Source organism: Actinomycetota bacterium (assembly GCA_019347675.1).
Classification (GTDB): domain Bacteria; phylum Actinomycetota; class Nitriliruptoria; order Nitriliruptorales; family JAHWKO01; genus JAHWKW01.
This window is the reverse complement of sequence record JAHWKW010000017.1, coordinates 65,939-83,400: the sequence shown is the minus strand read 5'-3', so window position 1 is coordinate 83,400 and position 17,462 is coordinate 65,939. Positions and strand designations below refer to the sequence as shown.

At 70.5% G+C, this 17,462-nt stretch carries 20 protein-coding genes; 12 read left to right on the top strand and 8 right to left on the bottom strand.

Annotated features, from left to right (window positions below):
* Positions 1–65: 65 nt before the first annotated feature.
* Positions 66–674, bottom strand: coding sequence for a hypothetical protein (locus KY462_12680; protein MBW3578569.1), 609 nt, complete (start codon positions 672–674; stop codon positions 66–68).
* The gene (locus KY462_12675) at positions 671–1,744 is read right to left on the bottom strand and encodes a DUF3179 domain-containing protein (GenBank protein ID MBW3578568.1); all 1,074 of its coding nucleotides are present in this window, start codon (positions 1,742–1,744) and stop codon (positions 671–673) included. The genes KY462_12680 and KY462_12675 overlap by 4 nt, the downstream gene beginning before the upstream one ends.
* 300 nt (positions 1,745–2,044) lie before the next feature.
* On the opposite strand from KY462_12675, the gene KY462_12670 reads away from it, so the two are divergent.
* The 6 genes from KY462_12670 to KY462_12645 all read left to right on the top strand — a co-directional run bounded on the left by KY462_12670 (position 2,045) and on the right by KY462_12645 (position 7,420).
* Entirely contained in the window at positions 2,045–2,251 is a 207-nt protein-coding gene (locus KY462_12670; GenBank protein MBW3578567.1) for a cation transporter, read from the top strand.
* A 23-nt stretch (positions 2,252–2,274) separates the two neighbouring features.
* Entirely contained in the window at positions 2,275–4,944 is a 2,670-nt protein-coding gene (locus KY462_12665; GenBank protein ID MBW3578566.1) for a heavy metal translocating P-type ATPase, read from the top strand.
* Entirely contained in the window at positions 4,941–5,609 is a 669-nt protein-coding gene (locus KY462_12660; protein MBW3578565.1) for a hypothetical protein, read from the top strand. Before KY462_12665 ends, KY462_12660 begins: the two co-directional genes overlap by 4 nt.
* Positions 5,609–5,818, top strand: a complete 210-nt coding sequence (locus KY462_12655; protein ID MBW3578564.1) for a rhodanese-like domain-containing protein — start codon at positions 5,609–5,611, stop codon at positions 5,816–5,818. Before KY462_12660 ends, KY462_12655 begins: the two co-directional genes overlap by 1 nt.
* 3 nt (positions 5,819–5,821) lie before the next feature.
* Entirely contained in the window at positions 5,822–6,292 is a 471-nt protein-coding gene (locus KY462_12650) for a CBS domain-containing protein (protein ID MBW3578563.1), read from the top strand.
* A gap of 99 nt (positions 6,293–6,391) precedes the next feature.
* Positions 6,392–7,420, top strand: coding sequence for a DUF1684 domain-containing protein (locus KY462_12645; GenBank protein MBW3578562.1), 1,029 nt, complete (start codon positions 6,392–6,394; stop codon positions 7,418–7,420).
* 466 nt (positions 7,421–7,886) lie between these two features.
* Here KY462_12645 and KY462_12640 read toward each other — a convergent pair whose 3' ends face one another.
* A complete protein-coding gene (locus KY462_12640) occupies positions 7,887–8,843 on the bottom strand; it encodes a hypothetical protein (protein ID MBW3578561.1) in 957 nt (318 codons plus the stop codon).
* A 235-nt stretch (positions 8,844–9,078) separates the two neighbouring features.
* On the opposite strand from KY462_12640, the gene KY462_12635 reads away from it, so the two are divergent.
* From KY462_12635 to KY462_12620, 4 genes are read left to right on the top strand one after another with little or no spacing between them, the layout of a single operon-like run.
* Positions 9,079–9,858 (top strand): TVP38/TMEM64 family protein, encoded by a 780-nt coding sequence (locus tag KY462_12635; protein MBW3578560.1) that lies wholly within the window; start codon positions 9,079–9,081, stop codon positions 9,856–9,858.
* Positions 9,859–9,902: 44 nt separating this feature from the next.
* Positions 9,903–11,069, top strand: a complete 1,167-nt coding sequence (locus KY462_12630) for an ABC transporter substrate-binding protein (protein MBW3578559.1) — start codon at positions 9,903–9,905, stop codon at positions 11,067–11,069.
* Positions 11,070–11,128: 59 nt separating this feature from the next.
* On the top strand, positions 11,129–12,145 hold the full coding sequence (locus tag KY462_12625) for an ABC transporter ATP-binding protein (protein MBW3578558.1): 1,017 nt from the start codon (positions 11,129–11,131) through the stop codon (positions 12,143–12,145).
* Positions 12,142–13,587: an FAD-dependent oxidoreductase gene (locus KY462_12620; protein ID MBW3578557.1), complete on the top strand. Its 1,446-nt coding sequence runs from the start codon at positions 12,142–12,144 to the stop codon at positions 13,585–13,587. Before KY462_12625 ends, KY462_12620 begins: the two co-directional genes overlap by 4 nt.
* Before the next feature lie 17 nt (positions 13,588–13,604).
* Here the strand turns inward: KY462_12620 and KY462_12615 are convergent, their stop codons facing one another.
* Positions 13,605–14,210 carry a CDP-alcohol phosphatidyltransferase family protein gene (locus KY462_12615; GenBank protein MBW3578556.1) on the bottom strand — a complete coding sequence of 202 codons (606 nt, stop codon included), beginning with the start codon at positions 14,208–14,210 and terminating at the stop codon, positions 13,605–13,607.
* Between the two features lie 29 nt (positions 14,211–14,239).
* On the opposite strand from KY462_12615, the gene KY462_12610 reads away from it, so the two are divergent.
* Positions 14,240–15,058, top strand: coding sequence for an ABC transporter permease subunit (locus KY462_12610; GenBank protein ID MBW3578555.1), 819 nt, complete (start codon positions 14,240–14,242; stop codon positions 15,056–15,058).
* Position 15,059: 1 nt separating this feature from the next.
* Positions 15,060–15,836 carry an ABC transporter permease subunit gene (locus KY462_12605; protein MBW3578554.1) on the top strand — a complete coding sequence of 259 codons (777 nt, stop codon included), beginning with the start codon at positions 15,060–15,062 and terminating at the stop codon, positions 15,834–15,836.
* A gap of 21 nt (positions 15,837–15,857) precedes the next feature.
* Here KY462_12605 and KY462_12600 read toward each other — a convergent pair whose 3' ends face one another.
* The 4 genes from KY462_12600 to KY462_12585 all read right to left on the bottom strand — a co-directional run bounded on the left by KY462_12600 (position 15,858) and on the right by KY462_12585 (position 17,424).
* Positions 15,858–16,136, bottom strand: a complete 279-nt coding sequence (locus KY462_12600; protein MBW3578553.1) for a hypothetical protein — start codon at positions 16,134–16,136, stop codon at positions 15,858–15,860.
* A 69-nt stretch (positions 16,137–16,205) separates the two neighbouring features.
* Complete coding sequence (locus tag KY462_12595) at positions 16,206–16,607, bottom strand: AhpC/TSA family protein (protein MBW3578552.1); 402 nt, start codon at positions 16,605–16,607, stop codon at positions 16,206–16,208.
* A gap of 30 nt (positions 16,608–16,637) precedes the next feature.
* A complete protein-coding gene (locus KY462_12590; protein ID MBW3578551.1) occupies positions 16,638–16,772 on the bottom strand; it encodes a peroxiredoxin family protein in 135 nt (44 codons plus the stop codon).
* A gap of 28 nt (positions 16,773–16,800) precedes the next feature.
* Positions 16,801–17,424: a metal-dependent hydrolase gene (locus KY462_12585; protein ID MBW3578550.1), complete on the bottom strand. Its 624-nt coding sequence runs from the start codon at positions 17,422–17,424 to the stop codon at positions 16,801–16,803.
* Positions 17,425–17,462: the final 38 nt, after the last annotated feature.

The window sequence follows — 17,462 nt, the reverse complement described above, 5'->3', positions numbered from 1 at the left end:
ACCACGGGCGGTGCCCGCCGCGCCCGGACGCGCGGGATCGCGCGGCCCGACCTCGGCGGACCCCCCTACGCAGCGGTTCGGCTGCCCAGCTCTGCCGGCGGCTCTTCATCGAGCTGCGTCATCCGTCGCGTGTTCCACCACAGAGTGACCAGCAGGGCTGCGACCGCGGCGGGGAAGAACCAGCTGCGCACGGCGACGAGGAAGACGGTGAATTGAGCACCGACGACGAGGGCGACTGCCGGAACGCAGCAGACGAAGCCGCCGAGGAACGCGGGAAGGGCGCCGAGGATCCCACCGAACGCGTTGGTCTTGCATGCGCGCGCCGTCGCGACGGCATGCCAGGCGACCGCGACGTTCAGACCGACGAGCACGCCGAGCAGCGTTCCCATCGCGATGTTCATGGGGGCGACGAGGATGGTCACGTGGTTGACGGGATAGACGGCTGCGACCGGCTCGAAGGCGAACGGCGCGATCTGCTCGAACATGCGCGAGGCCCAGCCCGGGACGACCTGCACGCTGGGGACGTCGACGAACCTGCGCAGGTCACGTCCCGGGGAGACCCTGATGTCCTGGATCGCCAGCAGGTAGATGAGCAGATAGACGGCGCCGGAGAGTGCCGCGGCCCACCGGTACCGCCGTTGACGAAGCGTCTCGGTGACGGCTCCAAAGGTCACGCGACGACGTCCGTGTGCGGGAAGAACGCCACCCACGAGAACCACATGACGTCGTAGGCGAGGACCCGTTGGAGCATGCGACCGGCCAGCGGCCCGTCGACGGCCTCGCCGCGTGCGTTCCACCGGGTCCCTGCCGTCGCGTCGAGGTACGTCCCGTCGCGTGAGTCGGGCGAGAGGTCCAGACGCTGGCCGTCGACCTGCGCGAGGAACGCTCTGCCGGTGTCCAGGGCGGGGTCGTACAGGAAGATGACCGGCCCGTCCGGAGCCGAGGCCGCGACCACGCGCCGGTCGCGGACCAGTGACTTCCGCACGGCGAGACGCCCATCGCCGACCTTCGCCCCGAAGAAGACCTCCTTCGCCGGGAACCGCTCGTCCTCGTGCATGACCGGGAACAGGCGTCGACTCTCGGCCTCGTAGTAGCCGCCGAGCGGGTTGTACGAACCGTACGGATCGGATCCGTAGTCGCGGAGGTAGCCGGTCTCCGTCGACAGGACGGCCGTGTCGGGGTGAGCCTCGCGCCACCGTCCCCACGTCGTCCACTCGACCGGGAACTCCTCGAGTTCGTCGCCGCGCCGCGGGCCGTCGATCGCCTGGCCGAGGATCTGCGGCCAGTTGCTCTCGTGCGCCCGGTCGTACATCAGCAGGTTGGAGTTGACCAGGTTCCCGCTCGTGCCGAGCTCGTCGATGCCGGCATGGGGTCGGAAGCCAACGACGGACCCGGTCAGGGGGCAGTAGGTGACGGAGATGGGTCCGCGGCTGTCGTGATCGTTGACGATCTCGTGCCAGACGAGCACGAGCTGCGGGTAGGCGCGCGGTTCACCGTCGACGACGTGACCGAAGACGACGTCGGCATCGTCGAGGAAGTCCGCATCGCCTGCCGACACGTACACCGGATCGTCGATGGGTGGGATCCCATCCGGGGGCGGGCCGCCACTTTGGATGGCGGACACGAAGTCGTCGAGCTCGTGAGGCCCGACCAGTGGTTCGGACCCGACCGGTTCGTCGCCCGGCAGCCCACCACCGTCCGGGGACCCGGCGGTTTCCTCGTCGAGGAGACGTCGGGCGGCCAGGTACCCGCCCGCGCCGACGAGACCAGCGACGCCGATGCCCTTGAGGATCGCTCGCCTGCTGACGTGGGTCCGGTCAGGTCCCTCAGGCGGTTGAGGTGTGTCCGTGTGGGGCTCCACGATCGTCTCTTCCGCCGCTACGAACGGCAACCCGCCAGCCGCCGTCCTCCTTCCAGACGCCACGGCCGCGTCGAGGACGTCGGCGCGGTTCACGCTGAGGCGCCGATCGTACGCACCGATCACGTTGAGCTTCCACCTGCAGGAACGTTTACCGTGTCCCACGAACCGATGGGAGGAGCACGTATGGCGACCCAGACGACGCTGCAGATCGCTGGGATGGACTGCAGTCACTGCGCGTCGCGACTCGGCCAGGCGTTGGAGCGGGCGGAGGGTGTGATCAAGGTGGAGGTGGATGCCGGTGGGACGGCGACCGTCCGCTATGACGAGTCGCGGATCGACGAGGACGAGCTCGGCGAGCGGGTCCGCGCCGCCGGCTTCGAGGTTGCCTGACTAGAGGATCGAGGCGAGGAACCATGGCTGCAGCAGAGCAGCAGGCCGAAGACGGCCAGCAGGGCGGTCGGCAGGCGTCGTACCGGATGAAGATCGGTGGGATGTCGTGCTCGTTCTGCACGAACACGATCCGCAAGGCGTACTCGCGGATGGATGGTGTGCACGACGTGGGGGTGTCGCTGGCCCACGAGGAGGGCCTGGTCCGCTACGACCCCGACAAGCTCAGCGAGGACGAGCTGCGACGCACGCTCGAGCAGGTGGGCTACACCTACCGCGACCCGGAGAAGGTGCGCTCGTTCGAGGACGAGGAAGCCGAGCTGCGCACCGCGCGCGACCGGCTGTTCGTCGCCGGTGCGTTCACCGCGATCGCCGCGGTGCTGATGTTGCTGGGGATGGAGCCGTTCTGGACGGTGCTGGAGCATCCGTTCCTGATGTGGGTGATGTTCGCGCTGGCGCTGGAGACGATGTTCGTCACCGCGTGGTTCGTGAAGAAGATGGCGTGGGCGTCGCTGCGTCGGGGGATCTTCAACCAGCACGTGCTGTTGGAGTTCGGCGCGTTCGCGGGGCTGGTCGGCGGGTTGCTGGGGATGTTCGTCGATCCGCAGTTCCCCGCGGGGCACTTCTTCGCGGTCTCGGTGTTCGTCACCGCCTACCACATCCTGTCCGACTACGTCTCGCAGGTGGTCCGCACGCGCTCGTCGCAGGCGGTGCGCCAGCTGATGGACCTCCAGCCCGACACGGCGCGGGTGATCCGTGACGGGCAGGAGGTCGAGGTCGACGTCGACGAGCTGGAGGTGGGTGACCGTGTGCGGGTGCGTCCGGGCGAGTCCGTTCCGGTGGACGGCGCGGTCGTGGATGGCGCTTCGGCGGTCGATGAGTCAGTGGTCACCGGTGAGCCGATCCCGGCGGAGAAGGTCGAGGGCGACGAGGTGATCGGCGGGTCGATCAACCAGACCGGCAGCCTCGTCATCGAGGTGACACGGGTCGGTGAGGAGTCGTTCCTGTCGCAGGTCGCCCGTTCGATCGAGGAGGCTCGGGCGCTCAAGCCGGGCGTGCTGCAGCTCGTCGACACGGTGCTGCGCTACTTCGTTCCCGGCGTGCTGCTGTTCGCCGCAGGCGGGTTCGTGGCCTGGACACTGGGGCCGCTGCTGTTCGGGGGCTCACCGAACTTCTTCCGTGCGACGTTCGCAGCGCTCGCGGTGCTGGTGCTGGGCTACCCGTGCGCGCTGGGCATGGCGACACCGTTGGCGATGATCCGCGGTGGTGGGGAGGCGGCCCGTCAGGGGATCCTGATGCGGTCGGGCGAGGCGTTCCAGATCATGGGCGAGATCGCCTCGATCGTGCTCGACAAGACCGGGACGATCACCGAGGGTGAGCCCTCCGTCGGTGAGGTCGTCGGTGTCGGACACGGTGAGGACGAGGTGCTGCGCGTCGCGGCGTCGGCGGAGTCGGCCAGCGAACATCCGCTGGCGCGGGCGATCGAGGACGCCACCGAGCAGCGCGGGCTGGAGGTCACCCTCGCTGACGACTTCGCCAGCCACACCGGCAAGGGGGTGCAGGCCACGGTCGACGGAACGCGGGTGGTGGTCGGCAAACCGGGGTTCCTCGACGAGCAGGGCGTCGACCTGACCGGCGCCCGCGAGCGCTTCACCCAGCTCGAGGAGCGGGGCTTGACCGTCGTGGGGGTCGCCCGCGACGCCGAGCTGCTGGGGATGATCGGCATCGGTGACGAGACGAAGCCCGACGCCGCCGAGACGATCCAGCGGATGAAGGACGCCGGGATCACGCCGGTGATGATCACCGGCGACAACCGCCGCACCGCCGAGGCCGTCGCGGGTGAGGTCGGCATCGAGCGGGTGCTGGCCGAGGTCCTGCCCGACGACAAGGCCGCCGAGGTGCGCGAACTGCAGGACGAGGGCCAGCGGGTCATGATGGTCGGCGACGGCATCAACGACGCGCCGGCGCTCACCCAGGCCGACGTGGGGGTGGCGATCGGGGCGGGCACCGATATCGCGATCGAGTCGGCTGACATCGTGATCATGAGCGAGCGGCTGGGCGCGGTGATGGATGCCCGCGACATCGGTGTGCGTTCGTACGCGAAGACGAAGCAGAACCTGGGTTTGGCGTTCACCTTCAACGGGATCGGGGTGCCGGCGGCCGCCACCGGGTTCGTGCACCCGATCTGGGCGATGATCGCGATGGTCGCCTCGGTCACCGCCGTCCTGGCGAACTCGTTCGGCGGGCGGATGCTGCGCCGTGCGCGTGGCGAGCGCGAGCCCGAGTCCGACGAGGTGCTGGCCGAGCAGCACCGTCGTGAGCACGATCACGGCGGGCTCGACACGCCGGAGGAGGCCGAGCACGTCGAGCATGCCCACGAGTCTCCGCCGGCCGAGCACGCCGGGGCGGGAGAAGAGGCGGCCGAGCGCGCGGAAGAGGTGCAGGAGACGGTCGACCAGGGTGCGCGGACGTTCGCGCTGAAGGTCCCGATGCACTGCAGCAACTGCTCGCAGCGGATCGAGGACCGCCTGGCAGCCCTCGATGGGGTCCGCCGGATCCGCGCCGACCACGAGGCCGACACGGTCACCGTCGAGCACACGCCGAAGCTGTTCGAGGGGCAGGTCCGCGCGAAGCTGCACCAGATGGGCTTCGACGTCGTCGGGTACGCAGAGTCCCGACAGGAGGCACGCTCATGACCGACACGAGCCAGGCGACACAACCGGACGACGCCGCGGGCGTTCAGACGCGCTCGTGGCTGGAGGCCGACGTCGACGGGCGGCCAGTGAAGTTCTGGATCGCCGTCGCGGTCGCCATCGCCGTCGTCACGCTTGGGGTCGGCGCCTTCTGGGTGTGGGGGCTCGACCGCGGGATGCAGATGGCCGGCGACATGGGAGGCATGGGCGGCGAGATGGGCGACATGCCCAGCACCGACGTCCGTCTACCGCCGGTCGCGGGCTTCTACGCCGGAGAGGAGATCTTCTTCGTCCACCCCGAGGCGTCCGACCCGAAGGTGGCGGGGATGCTCACCGAGATGATGGGCGGCTCTCCGGTCCTCGTCGTCCCCGAGCTCGCTGCGGTGCCCGCCGCCGCGCGCGGCGACATCTACGTGTTCACCAACGGCGTCGAAGGCCACGGGCCGTTCGGGTTCCAACCGGACGTGCTCCCCTCCGCCCCCGGCGACCCCGGCTACTCGCCGCTGCGGACGATCGTGCTCGTCTCGTGGGTCGACGCGGCCGAGGCACGTGAGCTGCGCTCCGCCGACGAGGTCACCGCGGCTGCGGACGCCGGCGAGATCACCCTCGAACGAAAAGACGTGGTCGTGAACATGCCGTTCCTGACCTGGCCCGAAGGGGGTCGCTGATGCCACAGTTCATCGACCGTGACGACGTTCAGCGCCTGGTCGACGAGCGCGACGCGACCGTCGCGGAGGTGCTGCCCGCCGCGGAGTACGAGTGGGCGCACCTGGCGGGCGCGATCCACCTGCCCCTGAAGGGCTGGGACGTCGAGAAGGTTCGGGCGAAACTCGACCGTGAGCGGCCGGTCGTCGTCTACTGCAACGACTACCAGTGAGACATGAGCCCCCGAGCCGCGTGGCGGCTCGACAGCCTCGGCTACGACGCGTACGACTACGTCGCCGGCAAAGCCGACTGGCTCGCGTTCGGACTCGCCTCCGAAGGTGCCGCCACGCTGGCCGCCCGGGCGCTGACCACTGACGTGCCGACGTGCGGCTTCCGCGACCGGCTCGGCGACGTCCGGAACATCCTCGAGGAGAGCCGGTTCGGGATGCTCGTCGCGCTCAACGCCGAGGGGATCGTCATGGGTCGCCTCGACGCCCGCACCGCGGAGAACGCGGACGACGACGAGACGACCGTCGAGCAGCTCATGCGCGAGGGGCCCACGACCGTGCGTCCCAGCGAGGAGCTCGGCCCGTTGGCCGAGCGGATGCGCCGCGCCGACGTCGACGCCGTTTTGGTGACCAGCTCCGACGGGCGACTTCTGGGCCTGCTCGAACGGCATCAAGCAGAAGAAGCACAGAAGGAGTAGCCAGGCGCATCGGCGAACTCGGCCGAACAGGTCAGCGTCAACGCCAAGACGATGCGCGACGACGAGTCCATCCGACGTGCAGCCCCGAAGGTCGACCATGTGATGTTGAGTCTGTGGGATTACCGGCGCCGCGTCTTCGCGCTGTACGACGCCGTCCGTGCTGGTCCCGGCGACGCCGGTACATGGAGCGAGTGGGTGGAGGGGCGCGATCGACTCTTCGGGACGCACCCGCAGTCGCCGCTGGCATCTGCGGCCCAGGCAACGTTTCCCGGCCTTGCATACTTCGACCACGATCCCTGCCTGGTCTTCGACGTCACCGTCGAGGACACTGAGCCGGTCACCGCCGAGGTGGCGCACAGCGGCGAGGGGACCACCCGGTTGATCCGCTTCGGGCGTGCGAGGTTCACGGTCGAAGGTGAGGCGTGCGCGCTCTCCCTCTATTGGCTCGATTCCTACGGCGGTGGGATCTTCCTTGCCTTCCGGGATGCGACCTCAGGCGACGAGACCTACAGCGGTGGTCGCTACCTCCTCGACACCGTCAAGGGAGCCGACCTCGGGCACACAGGGCGTACGGTGCGTCTCGACTTCAACTACGCCTACCACCCTTCGTGTGTCCACGATCCCCGCTGGTCGTGTCCACTCGCCCCGCCGGAGAACTGGCTCGACGTCGCCATACGCGCGGGCGAGCGTCTCCCTTGGCAGGACGGGGAACGAACGAGCATGAGTGCCGTGGCTGAAGCGACGCAGCCCCTCACCGGTGGGAGTCGATCGGAAGAACAAGCCGAGTACGAGACCGCCTACTACCGTGCCACTCCGCCCTCACCGAGGTCGGATGAAGCCCAGAGAACGCCCTCGACGCAACGCGGGGCGGTTCAGAGCCCGAGGAGAGCATGGTCGGAAGGCTTGTTGCGGCTCTCAACCAGGTCGGGCATTACACCCAGCAGCCTCAGACCTGGGCCGGATTCGCGGTTGTGCTCGCCGTCGGTGGAGGCCGGAAGGGTCGGCGGGCGGCCCTACGAGGCAGCGCCTGCTACACGATCACCGCAGCCGTCGCCAACCTTGTCATCAAACCCCTCGTCGACCGCAGCAGGCCCTCCGGCGCACACGAGGGTGAACTCGGGCCGCTGACATCGTCGTTCCCGTCCGGACATGCCGCTTCGGATCTGGCCTTTACCTTCGGCGCGGCCCAGGAGCTCCCGGCGCTGTTCGTGCCATTGGCGGCGGCGACCTTCCCCGCTCATTGGTCACTGGTGCGCAGCCACGGCCATCACACAAGTGACGTGGTGTTCGGTGGCATGGTCGGGATCGCCGTGGCCTGGGGCACATGGAAGCTTTGGCCGGTCGCACACGGAAACGAGGACCGCACCGTCCCAGCCAGGAGGAGATCGGCCGATGACCGACCTCCGGCTGGGATTTGAGCCACGCCCGCCGGGCTCGATCCGAGTCCAGGATGAGGACGTCCCCGCCCCGCCGGCGAGCAGCGCGCGAAGGTGGCCGCCAGCACCGACTTGAGCCGCCCCGCCGTTGCCCACGAACGCCACTTCGCATGGTGCGGCCGTAGAGGGCGGGGCGGCCCCCTTCGGCCAAGAATCAGTTATGCCGACTCGCTCGCCGTCCGGGTGCTCGCGATCTGCGTGGTCGCGGTGCGGTCCCGGGTGGTGACGGCATGGGCGATGCCGGCCACGATCACCAGCAGGGCTGAGGCGAGGGACAACCAGGCCCAGATGTGGATGTCGGAGGTCTCCTCGAACTGGCCCGCCACGGCCGAGCTGTGGAACGGCGGGGCGATGATGCGGTAGGCGATCCTTGAGATGGCGATGAAGCCGAACAACCCGATGAGCGCCCCGGCCGCACTGGGGCTGACGGGTGCGCGGCTGCGGGCGGCCGAGATCACGAGGACCAGCACCGCGAGGCTCATCAGGAGCACGAGGCTGCCGGTGTGCGGGGTGGCCAGCCATCCGCTCCACGAGCGGCTGCCCCCATCGCCCGTGAAGTTGGCGGTGTAGAAGTTGAACACGGTGTAGCCGAACACGAATTGCCCGACTGCGCCCAGTGCGGCCAGTCCGAGCCACGGGGTCATGCCGATCTGCCGGTCGGCGATCCAGGGGCGGGCCGGCGTCCGGGCGGCGGTGGCGCTAGCCGCGTGGACGATGCCGCCCACGACGGCCCCGATCGTGCCGACGAACGCGATCCACATGCCGGGCAGGATGGTCGCGTCGACGTTGGGTGAGAACCCGCAGTTGTAGGTGAGGCAGCCTTTGAAGGGCGGCACCAGCATGCGGTAGCCGGTCTGGAGTAGAACGATCAGCCCGACCGCCGCGATCGCGCCGCCGACCCAGCGCCCCCGCACCGGCTGGCGGTTCGCGGCCGACAGGCCCGCGAGCGAGACCGAGGTGAGCGCCGACGCCAGGAGCAGCGCCGACACGTGCGGCACGCCGAACCAGGCGTCCTTGATGTTGTCCTCCCAGCTGTAGAAGTCCGAGCCGAGCGCCGTGAACTGCAGCACCGCCCCCGCCAGCGCGATCCAGAGGCCGATCGAGAGCCGTGACATACCGCGCTCGTCGACGGCGAGGTCGGACCTGTGCGTCGCTGCATCGGTCATGGCGTGTGCCTCTCCTGCTGTCTCGGTCTGCTCGCCAGTGGCAACAACCTACGTCGCCAACGGTAGGGAGGTGGGTCCGTTGGAGTAGATGCGGACGACATCTAGCTGCTCGGTGCATCTCGTGCACCCTTGCCTATCTTCCAACCTGTCTGTGCCGAGGTTCCAAGGGTGGAGGGGGGAGGCGGTGGCCGAGGACGGGCGCGCCGGAGCCGGCCGCCGGCCCGCTGGGCGGCTGGTAGACCTCGTGTCGTCGCCCCGCTTCCGCTTCGCGCTGCTGGTCGTGCTGCTGGCGGGCGCCGCCGCGGCGGTGTTGCTCATGGGCGGACCCAGCCGCGAGGGAGTGCAGCGGTTCGTGGAGTCGGCCGGAGTGGCCGCCCCGCTCGTCTACGTCCTGGCCTACGCCGGTCTGACGGTGCTGCTGGTGCCAGGCGCGGTCCTGACCATCGCGGGGGGTGTGCTGTTCGGGACGGCGGCGGGGACGGCCCTGGCCGTGGTCGGGGCGTCGCTCGGTGCCGCCGCCGCCTTCGCGGCGGGGCGACGCCTCGGCCGCGACCAGGTGGAGCGGATGGCGGGCAAGCGCCTCGGGCGCCTGGACCGGTGGCTGGAACGCCGGGGCTTCCTCGCAATCCTCTACCTGCGTCTCTTCCCGGTTGTGCCCTTCAACGCCCTGAACTACCTGGCGGGTGTCACGGGGTTGCGGACGCGTGATTACCTCCTGGCGACCGTGGTCGGCATCGTCCCCGGGGCGTTCGCCTACGCCGCGCTGGGGGGTTCGTTCGACGACCCCACCGCCCCGGAGTTCATCACCGCCGTAGGCCTTCTCGTCGTCCTCGTGATCGGCGGCCCGTTCATCAACCGGTCCCTCCGGCGGCGCGGCGCAGGCCCCCCCGAACTGCCCGACGAGGACCAGACCGGCGAGGACCGGACAGAGGCGACCGAAGAGAGGGGGCCAAGCACGCGATGAATGGGAGGATGTGGCAATCGGCCGCGGCTGGACGTTGGATCCCGGTGGTCCTCTCCGCCGTTTTGCTGACCGCCTGCGGCGGCGAACAGACGACGGCGGCTCCCACCGCCAGCGCCACGCCCACCGCGACGGCTGATAGCGACTGGGCGCGCACGCTGGAGGAGGCGGAAGGACAGACCGTGCGGTGGTGGCTCTTCGGCGGCGACGAGCGGGTCAACCGCTACATCGACGAGTACGTGGTGCCTGCCGCCGAGGAGCTGGGGGTCACGCTCGAACGTGTGCCCGTCGACGACACCGCCGACGCGGTGCAGCGGGTCGTGGCCGAGAAGCGCGCCGGCAGGCGACAGGGCGGCAGCGTCGACCTCGTCTGGATCAACGGGGAGAACTTCGCGCAGGGCAAGGAGGCCGACCTGTGGCTCGAGGATTGGTCGCGTGACCTGCCCAACGCGGAGCTCGTCGATTGGGAGGACCCGACCATCAACACCGACTTCGGGGTGCCCGTGGACGGCCAGGAGTCACCATGGAGCCGCGCGGTGTTCATCTTCGCCTACGACCAGCAGCGGACGCCGGAGCCGCCCCGCACCTACGACGAACTGCTCGAGTACGCGCGCGACAACCCCGGCCGCGTCACCTATCCCGCTCCGCCGGACTTCACGGGGTCCGCGTTCGTGCGTCAGGCCGTGTACGCGCTGGGCGAGGAGGAGGCCCTCCGCCTGCTCGAGGAGCTGAAGCCGCTGCAGTGGCGCGAGGGCGAGGCGTTCCCCTCCAACGAGGCGGAGCTCAACCGCCTGTTCGGGGACGCGCAGGTCGACTTCGCCATGAGCTACGACCCCGCGTTCGTGGAGACGGCGGTGGCCAAAGGGATCTTCCCCGACAGTGCACGACCGTTCACGTTCGAGACGGGTGCTCTGCGCAACACCAGCTACGTCACCATTCCCGACAACGCGGGTCGCCGGGCCGGTGCGCTGGTCGTGGCGAACCTGCTGCTGCGCCCCGACCTCCAGGCCATCAAGGCCGATCCGGAGGTCCTTGGCATCCCCACCGTCCTCGACGTGTCGCGCCTCCCCGGGGAGCAGCGGTCGAGGTTCGAGCAGCGGACCAACAGTCCCTACCTGCTGACCAGCGAGGAGCTCGGCGAGGGGCTGCGCGAGCTACCCGCTCACCAGGTGCCCGAGATCGAGGACCGCTGGGAAGAGGTGGTGCTGCGATAGGGGCGCCGACACCGCATCTGCACTGCCGCGGGCTGGTCGTCGCGCCGGGCGGCACGAGAGTGCTCGAGGACGTCGATCTGGAGGTGCCGGCCGGGCGGCTGACGGTGCTTCTCGGACCCTCCGGCGTCGGGAAGACCACGCTGCTGCGCGCGGTTTCCGGATTGGAGCCGATCGAGGCGGGCGAGATGAGGCTGGGGCACCGTGACCTCCGCAGAGTGCCCGCGCATCGCCGCGGCCTCGCGATGGTGTTCCAGGAACCGCGGCTGTTCCCCAACCTTTCCGTCACCGACAACGTGGCGTTCCCGCTGCGGGCCCAGGGAGCCGGCCGCGCCCAGCGGCGTCGCCGCGCCCGGGAGCTGTTGGACGAAGTTGGCATCGCCCAGCTCGCGGACCGGCGCCCACGGGGGCTGTCGGGCGGCGAGGCCCAGCGGGTCGCGCTCGCCCGGGCACTGTGCGCCGAGCCCGAACTGCTGCTGCTAGACGAACCCCTCTCGGCCGTGGACCCCGAGCGGCGCGAGGAGCTACGCCGGCTGCTGCGCGCCGTCCAGCGCGAACGGTCGCTGACCACCCTCTACGTGACCCACGACCGGGCGGAGGCGGCGGAGCTGGGCGACGAGCTGGCGCTTCTTCTCGGCGGTCGAGTCGTGCAGCAGGCGTCACCGCGCACGCTGTTCGAGCAGCCGCACACGGTGGAGGCAGCCCGGTTCCTCGGCGCCAACGTGCTGCGGGGCGCGGTCACCGCTGGACGTCTCCACCTTGATGCCGGCAGCGTCCCGGTCGACGCGCCGGACGGGCAGGCGACTTTCTCGATCCGTCCCGAGCACCTCCAGCTCCGCACCGACGCCCCGTTGCGCGGACAGGTGGTGGCCAGCGACTACACGGGCGGCCACAGCCGGGTGGTGCTGCGGGTCGGGGCGCAGCAACTGGCTGCCCTCCTGCCGCCGGATCAAGCGCCGACCACGGGCGCGACCGTCCGCATCGACCTACCCGAAGCGCATCTGTGGCGCATCCCCGAGGGCATCGACGACGGCTCGACTCCGGAAGGGCATCCTGCGACGGGACGGACGGCGACATGACCGCGCGCTACGGGCTGGTCGTCATCGGCGGGGGCACCGCCGGGCTCGTCGCGGCCGTCGGTGCCGCGGGGGTCGGGGCACGGGTCGCCCTGATCGAACGTGACCGCACCGGCGGCGAGTGCCTGTGGACGGGCTGCGTGCCCAGCAAGAGCCTGATCGCCGCGGCCGATCTGGCCCACCGCATGCGTGACGCGGCCGCGGTCGGCCTCGACCCGGTCGAGCCGCACGTCGACTTCGAACGCGTGATGGCGCGGGTACACGCCGCCCGCGAGAGGCTCGCCCCGCACGACTCGCCCGAGCGGCTCCGGGAGGAGGGGGTGGAGGTCATCCACGGCCACGCCCGATTCGCGGGACCGGGGCGGGTGATGGTGGGCGACCGCATCCTGCACTACCGCCGTGCCCTGGTCGCCACCGGCTCCTCCCCGGTCGTCCCCCCGGTCGAGGGCATCGACCGGTCCGGCGCGCTCACCAGCGACGACGTGTGGGACCTCGAGGAACTCCCGAGCCGCCTGGTGGTCCTCGGTGGTGGACCCACCGGGTGTGAGCTGGGCCAGGCGTTCGCGCGTCTCGGCGCCCGGGTCACGATCGTGGAGATGACCGACCGGCTGCTGCGACGGGAGGATCCGGAGGCGAGCCGGCTGGTCGCCGAGCGGCTCCGTTCCGAGGGCATCGACGTCCGCCTGGGTGCCCGCGCAACCCGCATCGACCACGACGGCGGCGAGCAGCGCCTGGAGATCCGCCAGGACGGCGAGGTGGGGGCGGTCGCATTCGACCGGCTGCTGGTCGCGGTCGGTCGGCGGGCGGACGTCGACGGGCTGGACCTTGACACCGTCGGGGTGGAGACGGCCGGCGACGGCAGCGTCGTCGTGGACGGCACCATGCGCACCACCGGACGGGGGATCTACGCCGCAGGCGACGTCACGGGCGGCCCGCCATTCACCCACGTCGCCGCCTACCAGGCCGGCCTGGTCGTGACCAACGCCCTGTTCCATCTGCGGCGCAAGGCCTCCTACGCAAACATCCCATGGGTGACGTTCACCGACCCGGAGGTGGGCCGCGTGGGACGCACGGAGAAGAAGGCCCGTGCCAGGTGGGGAGCGGGCGCCATCGTGCGGCGCTTCGACTGCGCGGAGCTGGACCGGGCAGTGTGTGCGGGACAGGCGTACGGTTTCGTGAAGCTGGTCGCTGACCCGCGCGGCCGGCTGGTGGGGGCGACAGTCGCAGCCCCGTGGGGCGGAGAGACGATCGCAGGCATCGCGTCCTTCATGCGGCACGGCGCCACGATCAGCGACGTCTCCCAGACCGTCCTTCCCTACCCCACGTTCAGCGAGGGCGCCCGACGCGCCGCCATCGAGCACCTGCGCGACAAGTGGCTCAGCGAACGGGTGCGTCGCGTGACCCGCCCGGTCCTACATGTGCTGCGCGCCATCGAACGGCCATGACGGGGCGCGGCCGGCCGTCACCCGGCGCGGAGCACGCGCATGCCCCACACGATGCGCTGGAGCGCCGTGATCCCGACCGCGACCGCGAACCCCCACGCGATCGGGGCCGCCCGCTGCGGGAACAGGCAGAAGAGGCTGTGGACGAGGATGGTCTCCCCGCCCTCCGCCAGGCCGCCGACGAAGTGCAACGACCGCTCGTCGGGGCGCTCGCGGGCGCGTCGCTCGGCCAGCGACGACAGAGCAAGGAACGCGCTGCCGTTGACGTAGTAGGTCGCGAGGAGCACGGCGCAGGCGAGGCGGGCCTCGGGCAGCGCGACCGCCACTCCGACCACGAACCCGCCGTACACCACGAAGTCGGCCATGACGTCGAGGAACCCGCCGCGCTCGTGTTCGCCGTCCCGGGCACGGGCAACGTGGCCGTCCACACCGTCCACCGCGCGGTTGAGGAGCCACAGTGCGAGCGCCAACCACCAGCGGGCGAACCCCGCAGCGACGCAGGCGCCCAACCCGACGACCAGGCCCAACGCGGTGAGCCGGTCCCCAGTGAAGCCCGCCCGTACCAGCGGACGCGCGATCGCGCGCTCGAGTGGAGCGGCCATGGCGCGCAGGTGGCGGTCGAACACGGGGGGATCATGGCATCGGGCGGCCGCTGATGGCGTCACGCGTCGCGCGTGTTGCGTGGGCGGGTGGCACACGACCGGCCGCCTTCGTCGTCGTGGTCCTGTTCGGGGGGGCGCTCGCCGGAGGGATCCTCACCAGCGTGCAGCCGCTGCCCGACGGCGAGGTGAGCCTCGACGCCTGGCGGGTGGTGCTCGCCGACGGCGCCTTTCACGACGCACTCGTGTTCACGTTCCGCACCGCGGTTGCCGCCACGCTCGTCTCTGGGGTCCTCGCGGTGGCGTTCGCGGCGGTGCTGCGACATCACCGCACGTTCCTGCGCGCACTCTTCGCACTCCCGGTTCCCATGCCCCATCTCCTCATCGCCGTGGTGGCGGTCGTGTGGCTCGGAGCCGGCGGGCTCATGGACCGAGTCGGTGCGCTGCCATGGCCCCTGGTCCGGGACCGGGCCGGCATGGGGGTGCTCCTGGTGTACGTCTACAAGGAGCTGCCGTTCCTGGCGCTGCTGGTCCTCGCCGTGTGGGGGCGCGGAGTCGACGATCTAGCCGAGGCCGCCGCCGTGACGGGAGCCGGCCCTTGGCAGCGGCTGCGCTGGGTGGTGTGGCCCCAGATCCTCATGCCGCTCGCCGTGGGTTGTCTGATCGTCGCGGCGTTCGTGCTCGGCGCCTTCGAGGTGCCGCTACTCGTGGGGCCCACCTACCCCCCCATGGTGGCGGTGTACGCGCTGCGGGAGACGCAGACCGTGGACCTCACGGGCCAGGCCCGTGCAGCCGCCAGCCTGCTGACGATCGCGGCCGCGACCGTCGCGCTGGCTCTGCTGGCGGTCCGCCCGGTGCGGCGTTCCGGTCTCTGAGATGCGCCTGTCGCCACGTCTGGTCCGCGGTGTCACGGCGATCCTCGTGATCACGTACGTCGTCCCTTTCCTGGCGCTGCCGGTGCGCGTGTTCGCCAACCAGTGGCGTTTCCCCGCGATCGCCCCCCAGGAGTGGGGGCTGCGCGGCTGGAACTACGCGCTGTCGCCCGGCGTGGGCGCGGTCCAGGCGCTGCAGAACTCGCTCCTGGTCGCGCTCGCGGTAACGGCGGTGGGGCTCGTCGTCGGGTGGCCCGCCGCCCGGGCACTGGGCGAGGGCCGGGTGCGCCGCCCGATCGCCACGGTGACGCTCGTCGCCCTGCCGCTGCTGGTCCCCCAGTACGCCGTCGGCACCGGCCTGGCGGCCTGGTTCATTCGGGTCGGGCTGGCTGACCGCCTCTCGGGGGTCGCGTTGGCGCACCTTCCCTACGTGCTGCCCTACGTGGTCCTGCTTCTCGCCCCCGGGTTCGGCGCTCGCGTCAAGGCGCTTGAGGAGGCGGCGCGGAGCCTCGGGGCGGGTCCGCTCCGCCGCATCCTCGTCGTGACCGTCCCGGCGGTGCTGCCATCACTCGCCACGGCGGCGCTGCTGGGGTTCCTGGTGTCCTGGAGCCAGTACGGGACCAGTCTCGCGGTCGGCGGTGGGCTGCCGATGCTCCCGCTGGTGCTCGTGCCGTTCGTCGGCCCGGATCCGCAGGTGGCGTCGGCGTTGGCTCTGCTGCTCATGGCACCGGCGGTGGCGGCCCTGGTGGTCGCGTTGCGCGCGGCGCGCGAACCGATCTAGTGCATCAGCCGATCGGCTAGCTCAAACCTGGAGCAGCTCCCGCTCGCCGCGTGGAACCTCCACGGCGGCGTCGCCCTCGAGGTCGTCCAACTGCCGCTTGAGCGCCGCCCAGGCGGGCTCCTCGGCCGCTCCGCCCCAGCGGCGGAACATCCAGATGGTCGCGGCGAGGAAGAAGACGCCGACAAGCCCCAGGATGGCGATTTCGCCGGCCCCGAGATGCGGCACGAGGTTGGACTTCACCGGTGGCCCGGCCCGCACGATGCCGCAGAAGCACACACCCCTGGCAGGAAGGTTTCGCACGGCACACACCCCCGAACTGCGTGGCTTCACGGTAGAGAGCGTTCAGCCCTTCGGTCAACGGCCGTTGCTCTACCCATCGGCGCCGGCAGCGAGTCGCTCCAGGCGATCGACGAGCTCACCGACGGGTGGGCGATCGTCGCGCCGCTGCGGGCGCGAATACGCGACCGTGCCGTCCGGCGCCACCAGGAAGGCGCCTCCCAACTGCAGCGGATCCTGCCCGGATTTCCGCAGGCGGTCGCCACCGACCATGATCTTGAGGTACTGCCACCACACCTTGAGGTCGAGAAAAATGGTGGGCGCGCTCGCGCGCCGCAGCCCCCATGCGGCGTACGCCTCGCGTTCCAGATCCACGAGCACGGGATAGGGCAGCTCGACGTCCTCCAGCATCGTGCGCTGCACCAGGTCGGGCTCGTCGTGGACCACGAACACAGGCAGTGCGCCGACCTCGTCGAGCCGGTCCCGGCGCTGCACCACCTTCACGAGGTGGTTGCGGCAGATCAGTCAGCCCGCGTGCCGCAGGAACGACACCAGCACGGGGCGGCCGCGGTGATCCTCCAGCCGGAAGTCCCCTCCTTCCAGCTGCGGCACGATGAGGGGCGGTGCGGGGTCACCGACCGCCGGCGCGTCGTTGCCCATGGTCACCTCCGCGGAACACGGCATCAGGCTAGTGACGGTCCCCGATGTCCGAGCCGGCGTTCGTCCGACCGAACCACTGCCGCAGCCGCGGCCGGAGGAGGTACAGGACGAGCGCGACCATCAGGACCAGCTCGACGATGCGCACGATGTCCCCGTAGTGGCGCGAATCCCAGTAGCTGACCGGGCTCTGGAAGCGGATGGTCCACTGGAAGGGGAAGAACAGCAGCGGGCCGTCGTCGTGGTGTACCGGGATGTCCAGCGCGACGTGGACCACCGCCCCCAGGAGGAACCACAGCATGCTGTGCGCCGCAGCGGGGCGCCGACGCCGGAACAGCGTCAGCCCAGCGAGCATGACCAGCAGCATGGTCGGTGACTGGAGGAGGTTGTTGGCGGCGATCCACAATGGGTTCTCGAAGTAGAGGCTGCGGAAGATGCGCTCGAAGCTGCGGCCGAGCGACCAGCCGTGGCGCAGCGGATACCAGGCCATGGCACCGGCGGTCATCGCGATCAGCGGCAGGTCCGGCGCCGCCCCGCCCCACAGGAACGATTTCGTGGCGATGGGGTGGTCTCCGGAGGCGTCCCTTGCGGACCGGTGCTCCCGCACCCGCCGGTCGATGGCGGCGTTCACCAGGACGTGCGTGACGGTGTTCACGCCGCGAGCACCGCTCCGCGCTCAGAGAATCTGCGACA